This window comes from Sinorhizobium sp. KGO-5, assembly GCF_036245905.1.
Lineage (GTDB): Bacteria > Pseudomonadota > Alphaproteobacteria > Rhizobiales > Rhizobiaceae > Sinorhizobium > Sinorhizobium meliloti_A.
The window spans coordinates 1-17,315 of sequence record NZ_BDIZ01000019.1 but is presented as its reverse complement, the minus strand read 5'-3'; the positions used below and the strand labels follow the sequence as shown (position 1 = coordinate 17,315).

The 17,315-nt window shown below is 62.3% G+C and carries 15 protein-coding genes and 1 tRNA gene; 11 read left to right on the top strand and 5 right to left on the bottom strand.

Annotated elements, in window-relative coordinates:
* Positions 1–240: 240 nt before the first annotated feature.
* Positions 241–1,188, bottom strand: a complete 948-nt coding sequence (locus BHD07_RS31760; RefSeq protein ID WP_127710713.1) for a LysR family transcriptional regulator — start codon at positions 1,186–1,188, stop codon at positions 241–243.
* A 251-nt stretch (positions 1,189–1,439) separates the two neighbouring features.
* Between BHD07_RS31760 and BHD07_RS31755 the strand changes: the two genes are divergently transcribed.
* The 7 genes from BHD07_RS31755 (at position 1,440) to BHD07_RS31725 (ending at position 8,707) form a co-directional block, all read left to right on the top strand.
* Entirely contained in the window at positions 1,440–2,645 is a 1,206-nt protein-coding gene (locus BHD07_RS31755) for a beta-hydroxybutyrate-binding protein (protein WP_004435262.1), read from the top strand.
* A gap of 11 nt (positions 2,646–2,656) precedes the next feature.
* Positions 2,657–3,445, top strand: a complete 789-nt coding sequence (locus BHD07_RS31750) for an ABC transporter ATP-binding protein (RefSeq protein WP_324762424.1) — start codon at positions 2,657–2,659, stop codon at positions 3,443–3,445.
* On the top strand, positions 3,442–4,143 hold the full coding sequence (locus tag BHD07_RS31745) for an ABC transporter ATP-binding protein (RefSeq protein WP_100674581.1): 702 nt from the start codon (positions 3,442–3,444) through the stop codon (positions 4,141–4,143). Before BHD07_RS31750 ends, BHD07_RS31745 begins: the two co-directional genes overlap by 4 nt.
* A gap of 3 nt (positions 4,144–4,146) precedes the next feature.
* The gene (locus BHD07_RS31740) at positions 4,147–5,034 is read left to right on the top strand and encodes a branched-chain amino acid ABC transporter permease (RefSeq protein WP_018099717.1); all 888 of its coding nucleotides are present in this window, start codon (positions 4,147–4,149) and stop codon (positions 5,032–5,034) included.
* A gap of 1 nt (position 5,035) precedes the next feature.
* Entirely contained in the window at positions 5,036–6,028 is a 993-nt protein-coding gene (locus tag BHD07_RS31735; RefSeq protein WP_100674582.1) for a branched-chain amino acid ABC transporter permease, read from the top strand.
* 47 nt (positions 6,029–6,075) lie between these two features.
* Positions 6,076–7,671: a GMC family oxidoreductase gene (locus BHD07_RS31730; RefSeq protein ID WP_275597254.1), complete on the top strand. Its 1,596-nt coding sequence runs from the start codon at positions 6,076–6,078 to the stop codon at positions 7,669–7,671.
* 90 nt (positions 7,672–7,761) lie between these two features.
* Positions 7,762–8,707, top strand: a protein-coding gene (locus BHD07_RS31725) for an IS630 family transposase (RefSeq protein ID WP_445190515.1) whose coding sequence is annotated in 2 segments (ribosomal slippage) — positions 7,762–8,102 and positions 8,101–8,707 — 948 coding nt in all. Because the reading frame shifts where the segments join, the coding sequence is not laid out codon by codon here.
* A gap of 163 nt (positions 8,708–8,870) precedes the next feature.
* Here BHD07_RS31725 and metH read toward each other — a convergent pair.
* The 4 genes from metH to BHD07_RS31705 form a co-directional block, all read right to left on the bottom strand.
* A complete protein-coding gene (metH, locus tag BHD07_RS31720; RefSeq protein WP_338284315.1) occupies positions 8,871–12,644 on the bottom strand; it encodes a methionine synthase in 3,774 nt (1,257 codons plus the stop codon).
* A 178-nt stretch (positions 12,645–12,822) separates the two neighbouring features.
* Complete coding sequence (gene pmi, locus BHD07_RS31715; RefSeq protein WP_338284314.1) at positions 12,823–13,989, bottom strand: mannose-6-phosphate isomerase Pmi; 1,167 nt, start codon at positions 13,987–13,989, stop codon at positions 12,823–12,825.
* Between the two features lie 10 nt (positions 13,990–13,999).
* Positions 14,000–14,494 carry a heme-degrading domain-containing protein gene (locus BHD07_RS31710; RefSeq protein ID WP_338284313.1) on the bottom strand — a complete coding sequence of 165 codons (495 nt, stop codon included), beginning with the start codon at positions 14,492–14,494 and terminating at the stop codon, positions 14,000–14,002.
* A gap of 72 nt (positions 14,495–14,566) precedes the next feature.
* On the bottom strand, positions 14,567–15,463 hold the full coding sequence (locus BHD07_RS31705) for an ROK family protein (protein WP_026169173.1): 897 nt from the start codon (positions 15,461–15,463) through the stop codon (positions 14,567–14,569).
* Positions 15,464–15,763: 300 nt separating this feature from the next.
* Between BHD07_RS31705 and BHD07_RS31700 the strand changes: the two genes are divergently transcribed.
* The 4 genes from BHD07_RS31700 to BHD07_RS31685 all read left to right on the top strand — a co-directional run.
* A tRNA-Arg gene (locus BHD07_RS31700) sits at positions 15,764–15,840 on the top strand.
* A 313-nt stretch (positions 15,841–16,153) separates the two neighbouring features.
* Positions 16,154–16,399 carry a BrnT family toxin gene (locus BHD07_RS31695; protein ID WP_018099710.1) on the top strand — a complete coding sequence of 82 codons (246 nt, stop codon included), beginning with the start codon at positions 16,154–16,156 and terminating at the stop codon, positions 16,397–16,399.
* A complete protein-coding gene (locus tag BHD07_RS31690) occupies positions 16,396–16,719 on the top strand; it encodes a BrnA antitoxin family protein (protein WP_275597250.1) in 324 nt (107 codons plus the stop codon). Before BHD07_RS31695 ends, BHD07_RS31690 begins: the two co-directional genes overlap by 4 nt.
* A 379-nt stretch (positions 16,720–17,098) precedes the next feature.
* Positions 17,099–17,315, top strand: a 217-nt coding sequence (locus BHD07_RS31685; RefSeq protein WP_445190514.1) for a calcium-binding protein, incomplete at its 3' end; no start/stop codon positions are given.

Here is a 17,315-nt window from a genome sequence, read left to right as displayed (position 1 = left end):
AAGGACATCGTCGCCAGCAGCGCCGCCGCCCTCGTCAGTGATCGGGCTTATAGACCCCCACCCTCCGACACGTCAACAACGATTTTCAAAAAATCAGCAGAAAATCGTAAGTCGCTGTTTTTAAAGGGTGTTTATTCCTGCGTCTGCGAACCGGGCCGGAAACGGGCAGGCGGGGCATCCATTTTGGGACCCTCGCGCCCGGAAAGGCCCTGCGTTTGCCTCGCCTATATGGTTAACGAGCTATTGACGTTCAAGAACCCGTCGCGGACCCGTCGATGCGAGCGGCGTCTCACGCAGGAAGCAGCCTCGGTTTTCGGTCGCGGCATCCACCAGGAAATCCCGTACGGCCCTCACCCGGGGTATCGCGATCAGATCGCGGTGGCAAATCAGCCAATAGGTCCGTTTCAGCTCGATTTCATCCGGCAACACAATCTCGAGGTTGGGTTCGTCCTGCGCCATGAAGTGCGGGAGCACGCAAAGACCTAATCCCTGGCGCACCGCCTTCAACTGGGTCAGGATGCTCGAGCTTTGAAAATGGGCGCGCAGCCCCGGCTGTATCTCGCCCAGATAATCCAGCCCCGGCGTGAAGATCATGTCGTCGATATAACCGACGAAGCGGTGGGAGCCGAGATCGCTGCGTGTGCGGATCGGCGGCTGACCGGCGAGATAGCTGCGTGCCCCATAGACATGCAGCGTATAGGGCGTCAGCACTTCGGCATGGTAAGCTCCGGCTTTCGGTGCGGCAAGCGCCACCGCGATATCGGCCTCCTTGCGCGACAACGACATGATCTGTTGGATCGCCACGAGCTCGAGCGAGATGTTCGGATAGCGCTCGGCGAACTCCCCAAGCCGGTCCGCGAGGAAGAAGTTGCCGAAACCCTCGAGCGTACTCAGCCGTACGACACCGCGTTGCGCCGTCATGCCGTCGCTGATGTCGAGCTGCAGTTGCTCCGTCTCCCGCTCCATGCGCTCGGCCGTTTCGACGAAGCGTTGGCCCATGGTCGTCAGCACGTAGCCGCGGGGGTTGCGCTCGAAGAGCTTGACCTTGAGTGCGAATTCCAGCCGGTCGATGCGGCGCGAGACGGTCGCGTGGCTCGTCCGCAGGCGTCGCGCTGCCGTCGAGAGCTGGCCCGTTCGCGCGACCGCGAGGAAGAACTGCAGATCGTCCCAGGTAAAATTCGGATTCATGGCCCTCCCCTTCTGTTCAAAAATGAACAGATGCTGTTTGCAATTTACGGGTCGACCGACTTGCTTCCAAGCAGAATTTTCTGGATGGTAAACATCGCGGCCGACATTTGAGGAGCATGTCTGGTCAAATTTGAACAGAGCGATGTGGGGAGGCGGCCGAGGTCTCGAAAGGACACGGCTGAGCCCTATGTGTATCCGCACGGCGGCTTCGCATCGCCCTTTAGAACATAGAACCTTTGGGAGGAGGACAAATGCACAAGAAACTGATCGCCACGCTCGCAATGGTGCTCGCCGGCAGCACCGCCGCCCTTGCCGACGCATCCGACGGCAAGGTCAAGATCGGCATTCTCAACGACCAATCCGGCGTCTATGCCGATTTCGGTGGCAAATCCTCCTACGAGGCGGCGCTGATGGCCGTCGAAGACTTCGGCGGCAAAGTGCTCGGCGTCCCGGTCGAGGTGGTGACCGCCGACCATCAGAACAAGCCCGATATCGCCTCCAACATTGCGCGGCAATGGTACGACACCGAGCAGGTCGACAGCATCATGGAGCTGACCACCTCCTCCGTTGCGCTTGCCGTGCAGGCGATCTCGAAAGAAAAGAAGAAGATCGACATCGTCACCGGGGCCGCAACGACGGAGCTCACCGGCAAGCAGTGCAGCCCCTACGGCTTCCATTGGGCCTATGACACCCACTCGCTCGCGGTCGGCACCGGCGGCGCGCTGGTCAAGCAGGGCGGCGACAGCTGGTTCTTCCTGACCGCCGACTATGCCTTCGGCTATTCGTTGGAAGAAAACACCGGCAACTATGTCAAGGAGAACGGCGGCACCGTCGTCGGAGCCGTCCGCCATCCGCTTGCAACCACCGATTTTTCCTCCTTCCTGCTGCAGGCCCAGTCCTCGGGAGCCAAGGTGATCGGTCTTGCCAATGCCGGTCTCGACACCTCGAACGCCATCAAGCAGGCGGCCGAGTTCGGCATCGTCCAGGGCGGGCAACGCCTGGCGGCCCTGCTCTTCACGCTGGCCGAGGTCCACGGTCTCGGCCTCGATGCGGCGCAGGGGCTGACGCTCACCGAAGGCTTCTACTGGAACCGCGACGAGGAGAGCGCCAAGTTCGGCAAGCGCTTCATGGAGCGCACCGGCAAAATGCCTAATATGGTTCATGCCGGCACCTACTCGGCCGTCCTGCAATATCTGAAAGCGATCGAGAAGGCCGGAACCGACGAGACGGAAGCTGTCGCCAAAGAGCTGCACGCTCTTCCGGTCGACGACGTCTTTGCAAAGAACGGGACAGTCGCGCCGAACGGGCGGATGATCCACGACATGTATCTTCTCGAGGTCAAGAAGCCGGACGAGAGCAAGGAGCCCTGGGACTACTTCAAGGTTCTCGCGACCATTCCCGGCAAGGAAGCCTTCATCGACCCGGCCCAGAGCGGCTGCGAGCTCGTGAAGTCCTGACCGGCAAGACGATGACCGTCGCCATGCCTTTGGAGAATGGAGCGCCGCGGGTGGTACTGTCCGCCCGCGGGCTCCGCCGCGACTTCGGCGGCTTCACCGCCGTCAAGGACGTTGACCTCGATATCCATCATGCCCGCGTGCATGCGCTGATCGGCCCGAACGGGGCCGGCAAGACCACCGTCTTCAATCTCCTGACGAAGTTCCTGCAGCCGACCCATGGCACGATCACCCTGCTCGGCGAGGACATCACCAGGACCGCGCCCGACAAGGTCGCCCGCATGGGTCTGGTACGCTCGTTCCAGATCTCGGCGGTGTTCCCACACCTGACCGTGCTTGACAATGTCCGCGTCGCGCTGCAACGGCCGAACCGCCTTGCGACGCAGTTCTGGAAATCCTTGTCGTCGCTCGACACTCTCAACGGCAAGGCCGAGCAGCTGATCCGTTCCGTCGGTCTCGACAAGGAGGCGAACGCCCTCGCCGCGGACCTCTCCTACGGTCGCAAGCGCGTACTCGAAATCGCCACGACGCTGGCGCTCGAGCCGAAGGTTCTGCTCCTCGACGAGCCCATGGCCGGCATGGGGCACGAGGACGTCGGCATGGTCGCCGAGATCATCCGCGAAGTGGCGCGCGAGCGCGCAGTGCTGATGGTTGAGCACAATCTCTCGGTCGTCGCGACGCTCTGCCATCACGTCACCGTCCTGCAGCGCGGCGAGATCCTCGCGGAAGGCGACTATGCGACGGTCTCGGAGGATCCGCGCGTCCGCACAGCCTATATGGGCACGGAGGAGGCCTCCAGATGAAACCGCTTCTCAAGGTGGCCGGCCTTAACGCGTGGTACGGCGAAAGCCACGTCCTGCATGGCGTCGACATGACCGTCGGCGAAGGCGAAATGGTCACGCTGCTCGGCCGCAACGGCGTCGGCAAGACGACGACCCTGCGCGCGATCATGGGGATCGTGCGCGAGCGCAGAGGTGAAATCAGCTTCGCCGGCGAGGACCTCATCCACGTGCCCCTCCACCGCGTCGCCCATCGCGGCCTGGGATTCGTCCCCGAGGAGCGCGGCATATTCTCGACGCTTACCGTCTACGAAAATCTCCTGCTGCCGCCGGCGGTCGCGAAGGGCGGCATGACGATCGACGAGATTTTCGAGCTTTTTCCGAATCTGCACGAGCGCCGCAACAGCGCCGGGACCAAGCTTTCCGGCGGCGAGCAGCAGATGCTGGCGATCGCCCGCATCCTGCGGACCGGAGTCCGGATGATGCTGCTCGACGAGCCGACCGAGGGGCTTGCTCCGGTGATCGTGCAGCGCATCGGCGAGGTCCTGAAAAAGCTGAAGGAACGCGGCATCACCGTTCTCCTGGTGGAACAGAACTTCCGTTTCGCGAGCAAGGTCGCGGACCGCTTCTACCTGATGGACCATGGGCGTGTGGCCGGCGAGTTTCCGGTTTCGGAGCTTTCCGCGCGCATGGACATGCTGCATGATGTGCTCGGGGTGTAGGCCATGACGATGATTTTCGGAATTCCACTCCAGGCCTTCCTCGGGCAGCTGCTGATCGGGCTCATCAACGGCTCCTTCTATGCGCTCCTGAGCCTCGGCCTCGCCATCATCTTCGGGCTCCTGCGCGTCATCAACTTCGCCCACGGCGCGCAGTATATGCTCGGCGCCTTCATGGCCTGGCTGCTGCTGTCCTATTTCGGCATCGGCTATTGGCCGGCGCTCATTCTCGCGCCCCTTCTCGTCGGCCTCATCGGCGCCGTTATCGAGCGCACGATGCTGAGACGGCTCTACACGCTCGATCCGCTCTACGGCCTCCTCTTCACCTTCGGCCTGGCGCTCACCATCGAAGGCACCTTCCGCTATCTCTACGGCGCGTCCGGCCAGCCTTATGCGACGCCGGCGCTGCTGACGGGCGGGGCCAATCTCGGCTTCATGTTCCTGCCTATCTATCGCGGCTGGGTCATCGTCTTTTCGCTGGTGATCTGCCTCGGCACCTGGCTCATGATCGAGAAGACCAAGCTCGGCTCCTATCTGCGCGCCGCTACGGAAAATCCGGTCCTGGTGCAATCCTTCGGCATCAACGTGCCCTTTCTGCTGACGCTGACCTACGGGCTCGGCGCGGCGCTCGCCGCAATTGCCGGAGTTCTCGCGGCGCCGATCTACCAGGTCTCGCCGCTGATGGGATCGAACATCATCATCGTCGTCTTCGCAGTGGTCGTCGTCGGCGGCATGGGCTCGATCATGGGCGCGATCGTCACCGGTTATCTGCTGGGTATCGCCGAAGGACTGACCAAGGTCTTCTATCCGGAGGCCTCCAACATCGTGATCTTCGTGATCATGGCCATCGTTCTCCTGCTGAGGCCCGCGGGTCTCTTCGGTCGGGATGCTTGATATGACGCTGACACTCGAACTCGCGAAGCAGAAGGAACGCTCGCCGGCCATCGTTCAGACGGTGTTTCTCGGCGTCGGCCTTGCCTGCCTGCTGCTTGCGCCCCTGTTCTTCTACCCCGTCTTCCTCATGAAGATCCTGTGCTTCGCGCTCTTTGCCTGCGCCTTCAATCTGCTGCTCGGCTATACCGGGCTGCTCTCCTTCGGCCATGCCGCCTTCTTCGGCGGCGCGGCCTATTTCACCGCGCATGCGGTCAAGGAATGGGGCGTGCCGCCCGAACTCGGCGTCCTCTTCGGCGTCGTCGGCGCTGCACTTCTCGGCGCGGTCGTCGGTTTCTTCGCGATCCGCCGGCAGGGCATCTACTTCGCCATGATCACGCTGGCGCTGGCCCAGATGTTCTATTTCTTCTGCCTCCAGGCCGGGTTCACCCGCGGCGAGGACGGCATCCAGTCGGTGCCCCGCGGCCATCTCCTCGGTTTCATCGATCTCTCGCAGCCGACGAACATGTATTATTTCGTGCTCGCCGTCTTCGTCATCGGCATCGCCATGATCTGGCGGATCATAAATTCGCCCTTCGGCATGATCCTGAAGTCGATCCGCGAGAACGAGACGCGCGCGATCTCGCTCGGCTACTCGGTCAGGAACTACAAACTCGCAGCCTTCGTGATGTCGGCGGCGCTTACCGGGCTTGCCGGCGGTCTGAAGGCACTCGTCTTCCAGTTCGCGACGCTGACCGACGTCAGCTGGCAGATGTCCGGTGAGGTCATCCTGATGACGCTTCTCGGCGGCATCGGAACGCTGATCGGGCCGCTCTTCGGCGCGGGTCTCGTCGTGACGCTGCAGAACTATCTGGCGACGTCGGAATTTCCGGTCACGATCATAACCGGCATCGTCTTCATGGTCTGCGTGCTTCTGTTCCGCCGCGGCATCGTCGGCGAGTTCTACAACTCCCGGCTTGGCCGCAGGCTCGGCTTCGAGCATCGACACAAGCATTGACCATGCATCGGTCCGAACCACGTCGGGCCTCGACATAGAGAAAACCAATGGACACGTTCGACTTCATCATCGTCGGAGCGGGCAGCGCCGGCTGCGTGCTCGCCAACCGCCTGTCGGAAAACCCGGACCACCGCGTGCTGTTGCTCGAGGCCGGCGGCAGCGACAATTATCACTGGATCCACATTCCGGTCGGCTATCTCTATTGCATCAACAATCCGCGCACCGACTGGTGCTTCACCACGGCGGCGGAGGAGGGACTCAACGGCCGGTCTCTCGGTTACCCGCGCGGCAAGGTGCTCGGCGGCTGCTCCTCGATCAACGGCATGATCTACATGCGCGGGCAGGCGCGAGATTACGACCTCTGGCGCCAGCTCGGCTGCCCCGGCTGGAGTTGGAACGACGTGCTGCCGTTCTTCAGGAAATCCGAGGACCATTATCGCGGCGCCGACGACATGCACGGCGCAAGGGGCGAATGGCGGGTCGAGAAAGCGCGCGTCCGTTGGGCGGTGCTCGACGCCTTCCAGAAGGCTGCGACCGAAGCGGGCATTCCGGAGACCGACGATTTCAACCGCGGAAACAACGAGGGCTCCGGTTATTTCGACGTCAACCAGCGGTCTGGCATCCGCTGGAATACGGCCAAGGCCTTCCTGAAACCTGCCAGGAACCGGCGGAACCTTACGATCCTGACGAAAGCCCATGTCCGCCGGCTCATTCTCGAAGACGGCCGCATCGCCGGCGTCGAGTTCCAGCATGACGGAATCACGAAAAGCGCCCGGGCGCGCCGCGAAACCGTGCTTTCGGCCGGGGCGATCGGCTCGCCGCATATCCTCGAACTCTCCGGAATCGGCCGGCCCGACGTGCTGCGCGAAAACGGCATCGAGGTCCGCCACGAGCTGCCCGGTGTCGGCGAAAACCTGCAGGACCATCTGCAATTGCGTCTCGCCTACAAGGTGACCGGCGTTCCGACGCTCAATGAAAAGGCGACTTCACTTTTCGGCAAGGCCGCGATCGGCCTCGAATACCTTGTCCGCCGCTCCGGCCCGATGGCCATGGCGCCGAGCCAGCTCGGTATCTTCACGCGATCGGGCCCGGAGAAGGAAACGCCGGACCTGCAGTATCACGTACAACCGGTGACGCTCGAAAAATTCGGCGAGCCGGTACACCCCTTTCCCGCCATCACCGCGAGCGTCTGCAATCTGCGGCCGGAAAGCCGCGGTTCCGTACATCTGAAAGGGCCGGATTTCGCCGCGGCGCCGGACATCCGCCCGCGCTACCTGACGGCCGAGGCCGACCGGGACGTGGCCGTGAAGTCGATCCGGCTCACCCGCCGCATCGTCGCGCAGCCCGCCTTCGCCCGCTACAATCCCGTCGAGTTCAAGCCCGGGTCGAACTGCGAGACGGACGAGGAGCTGAAACGCGCGGCAGGCGACATCGGCACGACGATCTTCCATCCCGTCGGTACCTGCCGCATGGGTGGCGACCCCGATAGCGTCGTGGATCCCGAGTTGCGGCTGCGCGGCATTGCCGGCCTGCGCATCGCCGATGCCTCGATCATGCCGACGATCACCTCCGGCAACACCAATTCTCCGACGATCATGATCGCCGAGAAGGCGGCTCAGATGATCCTGGCAGGGGGGCGCTAGAGTCGGTCAGCCTTAAGCTGAATCGAACCGGGATTCCCTTTTTGCTTCGATTGTGATTCAAGATCATTGCTGGTGAGGAGGCCCGCAATGATGGCGCGACCTCTTTCTCTTGATTTACGCCAGCGCGTCGCCGACGCCTTGGCAGGAGGCATGACGGTGCGGGCGGCAGCGTTGCGCTTTGGAATATCAGCGGCGACGGCGGTGCGGATCGGCCAGCTCGACCGGTCCGGCCGCGGTTTGGCGCCGGCCAAGATGGGTGGCCATGTCAAACCGATGCTGCGGGGCGCAGCGGCCGATGAGGTTCACCGTCGGCTGGCGGCCAAGCCCGATTGGACGGTGCGGGCGCTTGCCGCCGATCTGAAGGCGGCCGGGATCGATGTCTCTCACGACACCGTTTGGCGTTTCCTGCGCCGCGAAGGCAAGACATTTAAAAAAAACGCTGATCGCCAGCGAACAGGACAGGCCGAAGGTGGCGCGGTTCCGAAGCCGCTGGAAGACCCATCAACATCGACTTGATCCGCGCCGCCTGGTGTTCGTCGACGAAACCTGGGTCAAAACCAACATGACGCGCACCCGCGGCTGGTGTCAGCGCGGCCAGCCGCTTTTCGCCAGAATACCGCATGGCCATTGGAAGACGCTGACCTTCCTCGCCGGGCTGCGCCACGACCGCATCGTCGCGCCCTTCGTGCTCGATGGCCCGATCAACGGCATTGCCTTCACCGCGTGGGTCGAGCAATGCCTGGCACCAACCCTCAATCCCGGCGATATCGTCATCCTCGACAATCTCGGCAGCCATAAGGGCAAGCCTGCGCGCAACGCCATCCGCGATGCCGGCGCCCATCTGTTCTTCCTGCCGCCTTACAGCCCCGACCTCAATCCGATCGAGATGATGTTCGCCAAACTGAAGACCCTGCTGCGCAAATCCGACGAGCGCAGCGTCGACGCGACATGGAGACGCCTCGGCGAAGTCCTCAAAACCTTCAGCCCGCATGAATGCGCCGCCTATCTCAGGCATGCGGGATATGTTTTAACATAAACCTGACAGACTCTAGAGCACTTCCAGGAAAAGTGTGTAACGGTTTTCCGTCCCGAAGTGCGTTGGATTAAATGGTTGGGCATTTCAGCGTTTCCATGAAACCTTGAAATGCTCTAGCCAACACCTGAAAACGACGCACGCCCGGACGGATGAATTCTGCGGCCTACTCCGCCGCTTCCGTCTCCGGCATCGGCACGTAATTGAGGATAGGCGACAACCAGCGCTCGACATCGCGGACGCTCATGCGCTTGCGATCGGCATAGTCCTCCACCTGATCGCGCTCGATCTTTGCGACACCGAAGTAATAGGAATCGGGGTGGCCGACATAGAGGCCCGATACCGAAGAACCCGGCCACATCGCAAAACTTTCGGTGAGCCTGACGCCGATAGCGGCTTCCGCATCCAGGAGCCGGAAAAGCGTCTCCTTCTCCGTGTGGTCGGGCTGCGCAGGGTAGCCGGGCGCAGGGCGGATGCCCGCATAGGGTTCGGCGATCAGTTCCTGCGGCGTGAAGGCTTCGTCCGGAGCATAGCCCCAAAGCTCCTTGCGGACATATTCATGCATGCGCTCGGCGAAGGCCTCTGCGAAGCGGTCCGCAAGCGCCTTGACCATGATCGAGGAATAGTCGTCGTTCGCCCGCTCGAAGCGTTCGGCGATCGCCACCTCCTCGATGCCGGCCGTCACCACGAAACCGCCGACATAGTCCCGCTTGCCGCTCGCCGCCGGTGCGACGAAGTCGGCAAGGGCGACATTCGGCCGGCCGTCACGCTTCACCATTTGCTGGCGCAGCGTGAAGAAGGTGGCAAGCTCGGCTTCGCGCACCTCGTCGGTAAAGAGGCGGACGTCGTCGCCCATGCTGGCGGCCGGCCAGAAGCCGATCACGGCCTTCGGGGCGAACCATGCCTCGGCCACGATCTTTTCGACCATCGCCTGCGCATCCTCGAAGAGCTGGCGAGCGGCAGCCCCCTGGCGTTCGTCATCGAGAATCTTCGGGAACACCCCCTTCAATTCCCAGGTCTGGAAGAACGGCGTCCAGTCGATATAGCGGGCCAGCTCGGCGAGGTCCCAGCCCTCGAAAATACGCGTGCCGAGGAAGGACGGCACCTTCGGCTGGTGGGCGTCCCAGTCGATCCGAAGGGCATTCGCCCGCGCCTGCGAAAGCGGCAGACGGCGCTTCTCGGCTTCGTTGCGGGCATGTGCGTCGGCAACCTTCAGATACTCCGCGCGGACCGTCTGCTTATAGGAGTCGCGGACTTCCGGCGAAAGCAGGCTCGACACGACGCCGACCGCGCGGCTGGCATCGGTGACATAGACCGTCTGGCCGAGGCTGTAACGCGGATTGATTTTCACCGCCGTGTGCACGCGGCTGGTCGTCGCCCCGCCGATCAGCAACGGGACATCGAAGCCCTCCCGTTCGAGCTCGGAAGCGACATGCGCCATCTCGTCCAGCGACGGGGTGATGAGGCCGGAAAGGCCGACGATGTCGACCTTCTGCTCGCGCGCCACTTCGAGGATCTTAGCCGAGGGCACCATGACGCCGAGGTCGATGATCTCGTAATTGTTGCAGGCGAGCACGACGCCGACAATGTTCTTGCCAATGTCGTGCACGTCGCCCTTGACGGTCGCCATCAGGATCTTGCCGGCACTCTCGCGCGCTTCGCCGCCGCCATTGGCGCGCTTCTCTTCCTCCATATGGGGGAGCAGCACCGCAACGGCCTGCTTCATCACCCGGGCGGACTTGACCACCTGCGGCAGGAACATCTTGCCGGAGCCGAAGAGATCGCCCACGACGTTCATCCCGGCCATCAGCGGCCCCTCGATGACATGCAGCGGCCGCTCGGCGGCAAGCCTGGCTTCTTCCGTATCGGCTTCGATGTATTCGGTGATTCCGTTGACGAGCGCATGTTCGAGCCGCTTCTCCACCGGCCATTCGCGCCAGGCAAGGTCCTTCTCCTTGCCCTGGCTCCCGCCCTTCCCGCGATAGCGCTCGGCGATCTCCAGGAGGCGCTCGGTCGAATCGGCCCGGCGGTTGAGCACCACGTCCTCGCAGGCTTCGCGCAGCTCCGGGTCGATCGCGTCATAGACGGCAAGCTGTCCGGCATTGACGATGCCCATGTCCATGCCGGCCTGGATCGCGTGATAAAGGAAGATGGCGTGCATCGCCTCGCGCACCGGCTCGTTGCCGCGGAAGGAGAAGGAGAGGTTCGACACGCCGCCGGAGACGTGGACATGCGGCAGTGCCGCGATGATCTCTTGCGTCGCCTCGATGAAGTCGACGCCGTAATTGTTATGCTCCTCGATGCCGGTCGCGACCGCGAAGATATTCGGGTCGAAGATGATGTCCTCCGGGGGGAAGCCAACCTCTTGCGTCAGCAGGCGATAGGCCCGCCGGCAGATTTCCACCTTGCGGGTCTTCGTATCGGCCTGGCCTTTCTCGTCGAACGCCATCACCACCACAGCGGCGCCATAGGCGCGCACGAGGCGCGCATGGTGCAGGAAAGCCTCCTCGCCTTCCTTGAGCGAGATGGAATTCACCAGCGCCTTGCCCTGAACGCATTTGAGCCCGGCTTCGATCACCTCCCATTTGGACGAGTCGATCATTACCGGTACGCGGGCGATATCCGGCTCGGAGGCGACGAGGTTCAGGAACTCGACCATCGCGCGCTTCGAATCGATCAGGCCTTCGTCCATGTTGACGTCGATGATCTGGGCGCCGTTCGCCACCTGATCGCGCGCCACATCGAGTGCGGCGGCGTAGTCCCCGGCCGTGATCAGCTTGCGGAACTTCGCCGAGCCGGTGACGTTGGTGCGTTCTCCGACGTTGACGAAGGGGATCTCGTCGGTAAGCGTGAAGGGTTCGAGGCCGGAAAGCCGCATGCGGCGATCGATCTCGGGCACCCGGCGCGGTGGATATTTGGCGACCGCTTCGGCGATGGCACGGATATGGGCCGGCGTGGAACCGCAGCAGCCGCCGACGATGTTGACGAGACCATCGCGGGCGAAGCCCTCGACCTGCACCGCCATCTGCTCGGGGCTTTCATCATAGCGGCCGAACTCGTTCGGCAGGCCCGCATTCGGATAGGCGCAGACGAGCGTGTCGGCGACCGCCGAGAGCTCGTCTATATGGGCGCGCATCGCATTGGCGCCGAGCGCGCAGTTGAGCCCGATCGTAAACGGCTCCGCATGGCGCACCGAATACCAGAAGGCCGTGGGCGTCTGGCCTGAGAGGGTGCGGCCGGAGAGATCGGTGATCGTTCCGGAGATCATCACCGGCAGGCGGACGCCCTTTTCGGCAAAGACTTCCTGCGTGGCGAAGATCGCCGCCTTGGCATTCAGCGTATCGAAGATCGTCTCGATCAGGATGATGTCGGCACCGCCGTCGATGAGGCCCCGCACCTGCTCGGCATAGGCGAGCCTCAGATCGTCGAAGCTGACGGCCCGATAGCCGGGATTATTGACGTCCGGCGAGATAGACGCAGTGCGGTTGGTGGGGCCGAGCGCGCCTGCCACGAAGCGCCGCCGGCCATCCTCCGCCTCGGCCCGCTTCGCCGCCCGCCGCGCCAGCCGCGCGCCGTCGCGATTGAGATCGTAGACCATGTCCTCCATGCCGTAATCGGCCTGGGCGATCCGCGTCGAGGAGAAGGTGTTGGTTTCGAGGATATCGGCGCCGGCGATGGCGTAGTGGTAATGAATGTCCTCGATTGCCTTCGGCTGAGTGAGCGTCAGGAGGTCGTTGTTGCCCTGCTGATGGCAGGCGCACCCACCGAAGCGTTCGCCGCGGAAGTGATCCTCCACGAAACCGAGTTGCTGGATCTCCGTTCCCATGGCGCCATCCATGATGAGGATGCGTTCAGCCGCCGCCTGGGCGAGCTGCCGGAAAATTTCCGAACCATCCGGCTTGGGCGAGACGTTTCCAAAGAGGGCGTCGGCGGCGGACATGGGAGATCTCCCGTTCTGAAAACGACAAAGAATTATCGATTTACTCACATAAAGATATCTTTATGTCAACATACGTGATGGTCACAATTGCGGATGAGTGAATAAAAAGCGGCCCGCCGCGGGTGCGGGGGCCGATAAGAGAGCGGGATGAGGAGAAGTGTGTGCGGTCTTCCGCAGTTCACATCCGCTTGAGGCAATCCTCCAGTTCATAGATCGCGCAAAGAATATGATAGAAGGTGCTTGCTGGCGCCGGTTCTTCGACGAAGGTGCCATCCGCCTTCTGCTTGTCGCGCCAGAGGCCGCGGACAGGCACATCCAGAAAGCGCTGCAGCGCCCCCGTAGCGCGTCCAGCCGAAGCGAGATAACGCTCTTTCTCCGCACCTTCCGTCAACGCCGCAAATCGGATCGCCGCCTTCAGCCACTCGGTCTGCGGCCAAAGCCGCGCTGTCGGATCGGCAACGGAGAAATCGTCGAGGAGCGTCATGACGACCACGTCCCGCTCGGGGCATGTTCCATATTTCTCGCCGATATCGAACAGCCGCCGCGCCTCGACGATCGCCTGCGCATGGCCGCGCCGTTCCGCCCAGCGCAGGAGAAGCCATGCCCATTCGAAATGGTGCCCCGGTTCGACGATACGACCCTTTTCGCCGGGGAACGGCGCCCAGTCGTGATCGAAGAATTCGCGCAACGCCCCGCTCTCGGCGTCGATGAACCGGTCCATGGCCAGATGCGCAATCTCGTCGGCGAGATTGGCCCAGGCGACGCGGTCGAATCCTTCCACCTCCTCGCTTGCGAGGCAGGCTTCGAAGAGATGCATGTGCGGATTGGAGCCGAGCGGCAGGCGCGGCGGCTCGTCCTCCTCGAAGCCGGCGAGCGGATGCTTGCAACGGGCTTCGAGCCGCCGCCGGAGTTTGTCGCTGCGCCCCACCATCTCGGCTCCGCGCTCCGGCAGCACTTCCGCCAGATGGGCGAAGGCAAGCAAGGCGAAAGCCTGGTTGTAGAGGTCAAAGGAAGCGTCGATGAGCTTGCCGTCGGCATTCGCCAGCGCCCCGTAAAAGCCGCCAGGCTGTCCGTAGACGCGATCGAAATAAAGAAGGCCGCCTTCGGCGGCGGTGCGCCAGTCTCCATTCCAGCCACGCCGGCCGGCCGCGGCGAAGCAGTAGACCTGCCGGGGCTGCACGCGGGAGCGGCGGTCGGCCCGCGTCGGTTCGCCTTTCATGTCGATCGTCTCGACGAAGCCGCCGCCGCCCTCCCCGTCGAAGCCTTTCTGCCGCCAGAGCGGCAAGGCAGCATCGTTCAGCCAGCCCGCGAGTTCGCCTGCCTGGAGATGAATATCCATGCCCATCCGCTTTCCGTCAGCTTTCCAGCTTCAGCGCGTCGTGATCCGCGCCGAGAAGTTCTGCCAGCGCCTCGACCACGAGGTTATGGTCCTCCCGCTGCGGCAGGCCGGAAACGGTGACGGCGCCGATGCAGCCCGTTCCCTTGACGACGATCGGGAAGCTGCCGCCATGGGCGGCAAACTCGGCATCCGGCAGGCCGAGCTTCGCCTGCAAATTCGTTTGCTGCTTGAGAAGGCTGAGCCCGGTGGCGTAGCTGCTCTTGAACAGGCGGAACACCGTGTTGCGCTTGCGGCGCACCCAGTTCGGATTGTCCGGCGTCGCCCCATCGAGGGCCGCATAGAAGACCTGCATGGAATAGAGCGTGATGTCGATGACGCAGCCGAGCTTGCGTTCCGCGGCCATCCGGCGAAGCGTTGCGCCCAGCTTCCAGGCCGTCTCGAGATCGAAGCGGTCAAACTGCAATTGCTGCTCCTGCAGCGCAATCCGGCGCAGATCATTGTCTATGTTCATAATGCCTCCGCTTGGTCAGTGGTCGAACTGGACGAGTGCGATGCGCGATCCTGCAAATTTCCCGCCTGGCAATTAATCCTTCCAAAGCCATGCGGCGCCGCGCACACCGGAACTGTCGCCGTGCACCGCCTTGCGGATCGGCGTCTCGAAACTGTCGCCGAAGAGATATCTGGTGATCGATGCCGGCAACTCGCCGTAAATCTCGTCGACATTGGACATGCCGCCGCCGAGCACGAAGACGTCGGGATCGACGATGTTGGTCAACAGCGCGAGGCTGCGGGCCAGCCGGTCGACGAAGCGCTCGTAGACACCGATTGCCACTGGATCGCCCGCGCGCTTCGCCTCGATGATGTCCCGCCCGCGCCGGTCCGTCCCGGTCGTCATGCGGTAGTCGAGTTCCAGACCGGTGCCGCAGGCATACATGTCGAGACAACCGAGCTTGCCGCACCAGCACCTGTGCCCCGGATATTCGTCCTTCGTCATCCAGGGCAGCGGATAATGGCCGATCTCGGCCGCGACGCCCTGGTAGCCGGCGTGAACCTTCTTGCCGATCGCCAGACCCCCGCCATGGCCCGTACCCACGATCACGCCGAAGACGACGCCCGCGTCCTTCCCCGCCCCGTCGACGGCTTCGGAGACCGCAAGGCAATTGGCGTCGTTGGCCAGGCGCACCTCACGTCCGAGCGCAGCCGCAAGATCCCGCCCGAGCGGCTTGCCGTTGATGAGCACCGCATTGGAATTGCGCACGATGCCGGTGCGCGGATTGGGACTTCCAGGTATGCCGATGCCGATCGAGCCGCGCTCGCCGGCGGTGCTTTCGGCCGAGGCGACGAGCTCTACGACGGCACGGACGCAATCCTCATAGCCGCTGGTGGGTGTCGGGACACGATGGCGGGCACGCGTCTCGCCGTCGCGATCGAGCGCGATGACCTCCATTTTCGTGCCGCCCCAGTCAATTCCGATAAACATATATCTGGTCTTTGGGATAAGATCGTTGGCGTGAAACGCGGCAGCCTCTCCTCCGGCGCCGCGGGCCTTGCTTAGCATCCACCGTATCGGGGACGCTAGAGGGATGAGGAAAACTGTGTACGGTTTGCCGCCCGCATGCCGCTCAAACGACTTGAATCGATCGCGTTCATGATTTCGAGTCGGCCCAACCTAAATTCATCGGGATATGCTCCCGATCTTGGGGAGCGCCTGCAAATCGGCTGCGATCGCCGAAAAACACTTGGCGAACGAGCCTCGCTTTTGTATGGGTCTATTCCGAGTGGTCCCGTAGCTCAGCAGGATAGAGCACCAGATTCCTAATCTGGGGGTCGCGCGTTCGAATCGCGCCGGGATCACCATCTTCATATCAATAAATTCAAGAACTTAGCTGATACGGCCGCAGAGAGATCTGCTTAAACCCGTGTCGCACGGCCTCGCAACGATCTCCCTTGATTTCCAAGCATTGCCAACCTCTTGCTGGCGACTCCATGCGACATAATAAGCTGGTCATCCCCTCAGTTTTCCATATTGATGTTGACGTTGCGGTCCTTCGGCAGGATGGAGGCCGTTTTTCGGGTCTCGTCGGTCATTCAAAAGCCTCGCTTTTCCGTATCACATTTTCCGTATCACTTTTATTTTTGCATTCGGAATTAAACGTGATACAAAAAATGCATGAAGATCACGTACGACGAAACCAAGCGCCAGACCAACATCGGCAAGCACGCCTATGATTTCGCCGAGCTCGACATGGAGTTCTTCTCTTCGTCCGTAGTGGTCCCGGCCAAGGAAGGCCGCTTCATGGCAATCGGCGTCCTGCGCAATGGCGTGATTGCCGTGGTCTTCGCCCGCCTTGGCTCGGAAGGTATTTCGATTATCTCCATGCGTGACGCCAGCCGGAAGGAAAGGAGCTTACTATGACGAACCCATCCCGCCGCATTCGCCATATCTCCGACAAGGAGGAGGCAGAAATTCAGCGCAAGATAGCCAGCGACCCGGATGCTCCCGAGGCTACCGACGAGCAGCTTAGGCAAGCCAAGCCCTTCGCCGAGGCTTTTCCCGACCTCGCCGAGAGCATCAAGCGTGCCAGGGGCCGGCCAGCCATCGAGAAGCCCAGGCAGCAGCTATCCATCCGCTTGGATCCGGACATTATCGAGCATTACAAGGCGACCGGCAAAGGCTGGCAGAGCCGAATGAATGACGACCTTAGAAAGGCCGCCGGGCTGAAGAAGGCCGGCTAGCTTACTTCTCCCGCACACTTACCTGACGGTCTGGTCTTACGTCCTGCCGCGGCTGTTGCCTTCTGCCGCCTTTAAGTCAGGTTACGGCGGGGCTGGAAAGAGCCTTATGACCGTTACGCTTACGAAGCATTAATCCGCAATCGGCCAAGCCTTTCGGCACTCGTTAAAGGGACAGGGCTTGCGCTTGCTCCCGAACTTCCCGGTAGCTGAAAGCTCTCCGAGGAGGCGGGAAAAAACGTTATCCACACAACTGCCGCCCTTTTCCTTTCGCGTAAACAACAGCTTGTTCCACGCGCGCAATTCCGGCGTAAGGCGTGTCACCGTTACGCCTCATTCGAACTTCACCACCCCCGCCGTCAAAACAGCAGGGAGTAAACGAATGAACATCAATGGAACCAACGTCGCCAACAAGCTCATGGGTACGAATCTTGCGGACACGATCCGCGGCTATGATGGCAGTGATTCCATTTGGGGTAATGCCGGTGACGACTATCTCGACGGCGGGCTTGGCAACGACTTGCTCTATGGCGGGCTTGGCAACGACTTTTTCAAGGCCGGAGCGGGCGATGACTACGCGGAAGGCGGCGACGGCAATG

What these genes read in the sequence shown, in the direction of transcription:
- BHD07_RS31760 (WP_127710713.1), bottom strand. Translation starts at nt 1,188, where the DNA reads ATGAATCCGAATTTTACCTGGGACGATCTGCAGTTCTTCCTCGCGGTC.
- BHD07_RS31755 (WP_004435262.1), top strand. Translation starts at nt 1,440, where the DNA reads ATGCACAAGAAACTGATCGCCACGCTCGCAATGGTGCTCGCCGGCAGC.
- BHD07_RS31750 (WP_324762424.1), top strand. Translation starts at nt 2,657, where the DNA reads ATGACCGTCGCCATGCCTTTGGAGAATGGAGCGCCGCGGGTGGTACTG.
- BHD07_RS31745 (WP_100674581.1), top strand. Translation starts at nt 3,442, where the DNA reads ATGAAACCGCTTCTCAAGGTGGCCGGCCTTAACGCGTGGTACGGCGAA.
- BHD07_RS31740 (WP_018099717.1), top strand. Translation starts at nt 4,147, where the DNA reads ATGACGATGATTTTCGGAATTCCACTCCAGGCCTTCCTCGGGCAGCTG.
- BHD07_RS31735 (WP_100674582.1), top strand. Translation starts at nt 5,036, where the DNA reads ATGACGCTGACACTCGAACTCGCGAAGCAGAAGGAACGCTCGCCGGCC.
- BHD07_RS31730 (WP_275597254.1), top strand. Translation starts at nt 6,076, where the DNA reads ATGGACACGTTCGACTTCATCATCGTCGGAGCGGGCAGCGCCGGCTGC.
- metH (WP_338284315.1), bottom strand. Translation starts at nt 12,644, where the DNA reads ATGTCCGCCGCCGACGCCCTCTTTGGAAACGTCTCGCCCAAGCCGGAT.
- pmi (WP_338284314.1), bottom strand. Translation starts at nt 13,989, where the DNA reads ATGGGCATGGATATTCATCTCCAGGCAGGCGAACTCGCGGGCTGGCTG.
- BHD07_RS31710 (WP_338284313.1), bottom strand. Translation starts at nt 14,494, where the DNA reads ATGAACATAGACAATGATCTGCGCCGGATTGCGCTGCAGGAGCAGCAA.
- BHD07_RS31705 (WP_026169173.1), bottom strand. Translation starts at nt 15,463, where the DNA reads ATGTTTATCGGAATTGACTGGGGCGGCACGAAAATGGAGGTCATCGCG.
- BHD07_RS31695 (WP_018099710.1), top strand. Translation starts at nt 16,154, where the DNA reads ATGAAGATCACGTACGACGAAACCAAGCGCCAGACCAACATCGGCAAG.
- BHD07_RS31690 (WP_275597250.1), top strand. Translation starts at nt 16,396, where the DNA reads ATGACGAACCCATCCCGCCGCATTCGCCATATCTCCGACAAGGAGGAG.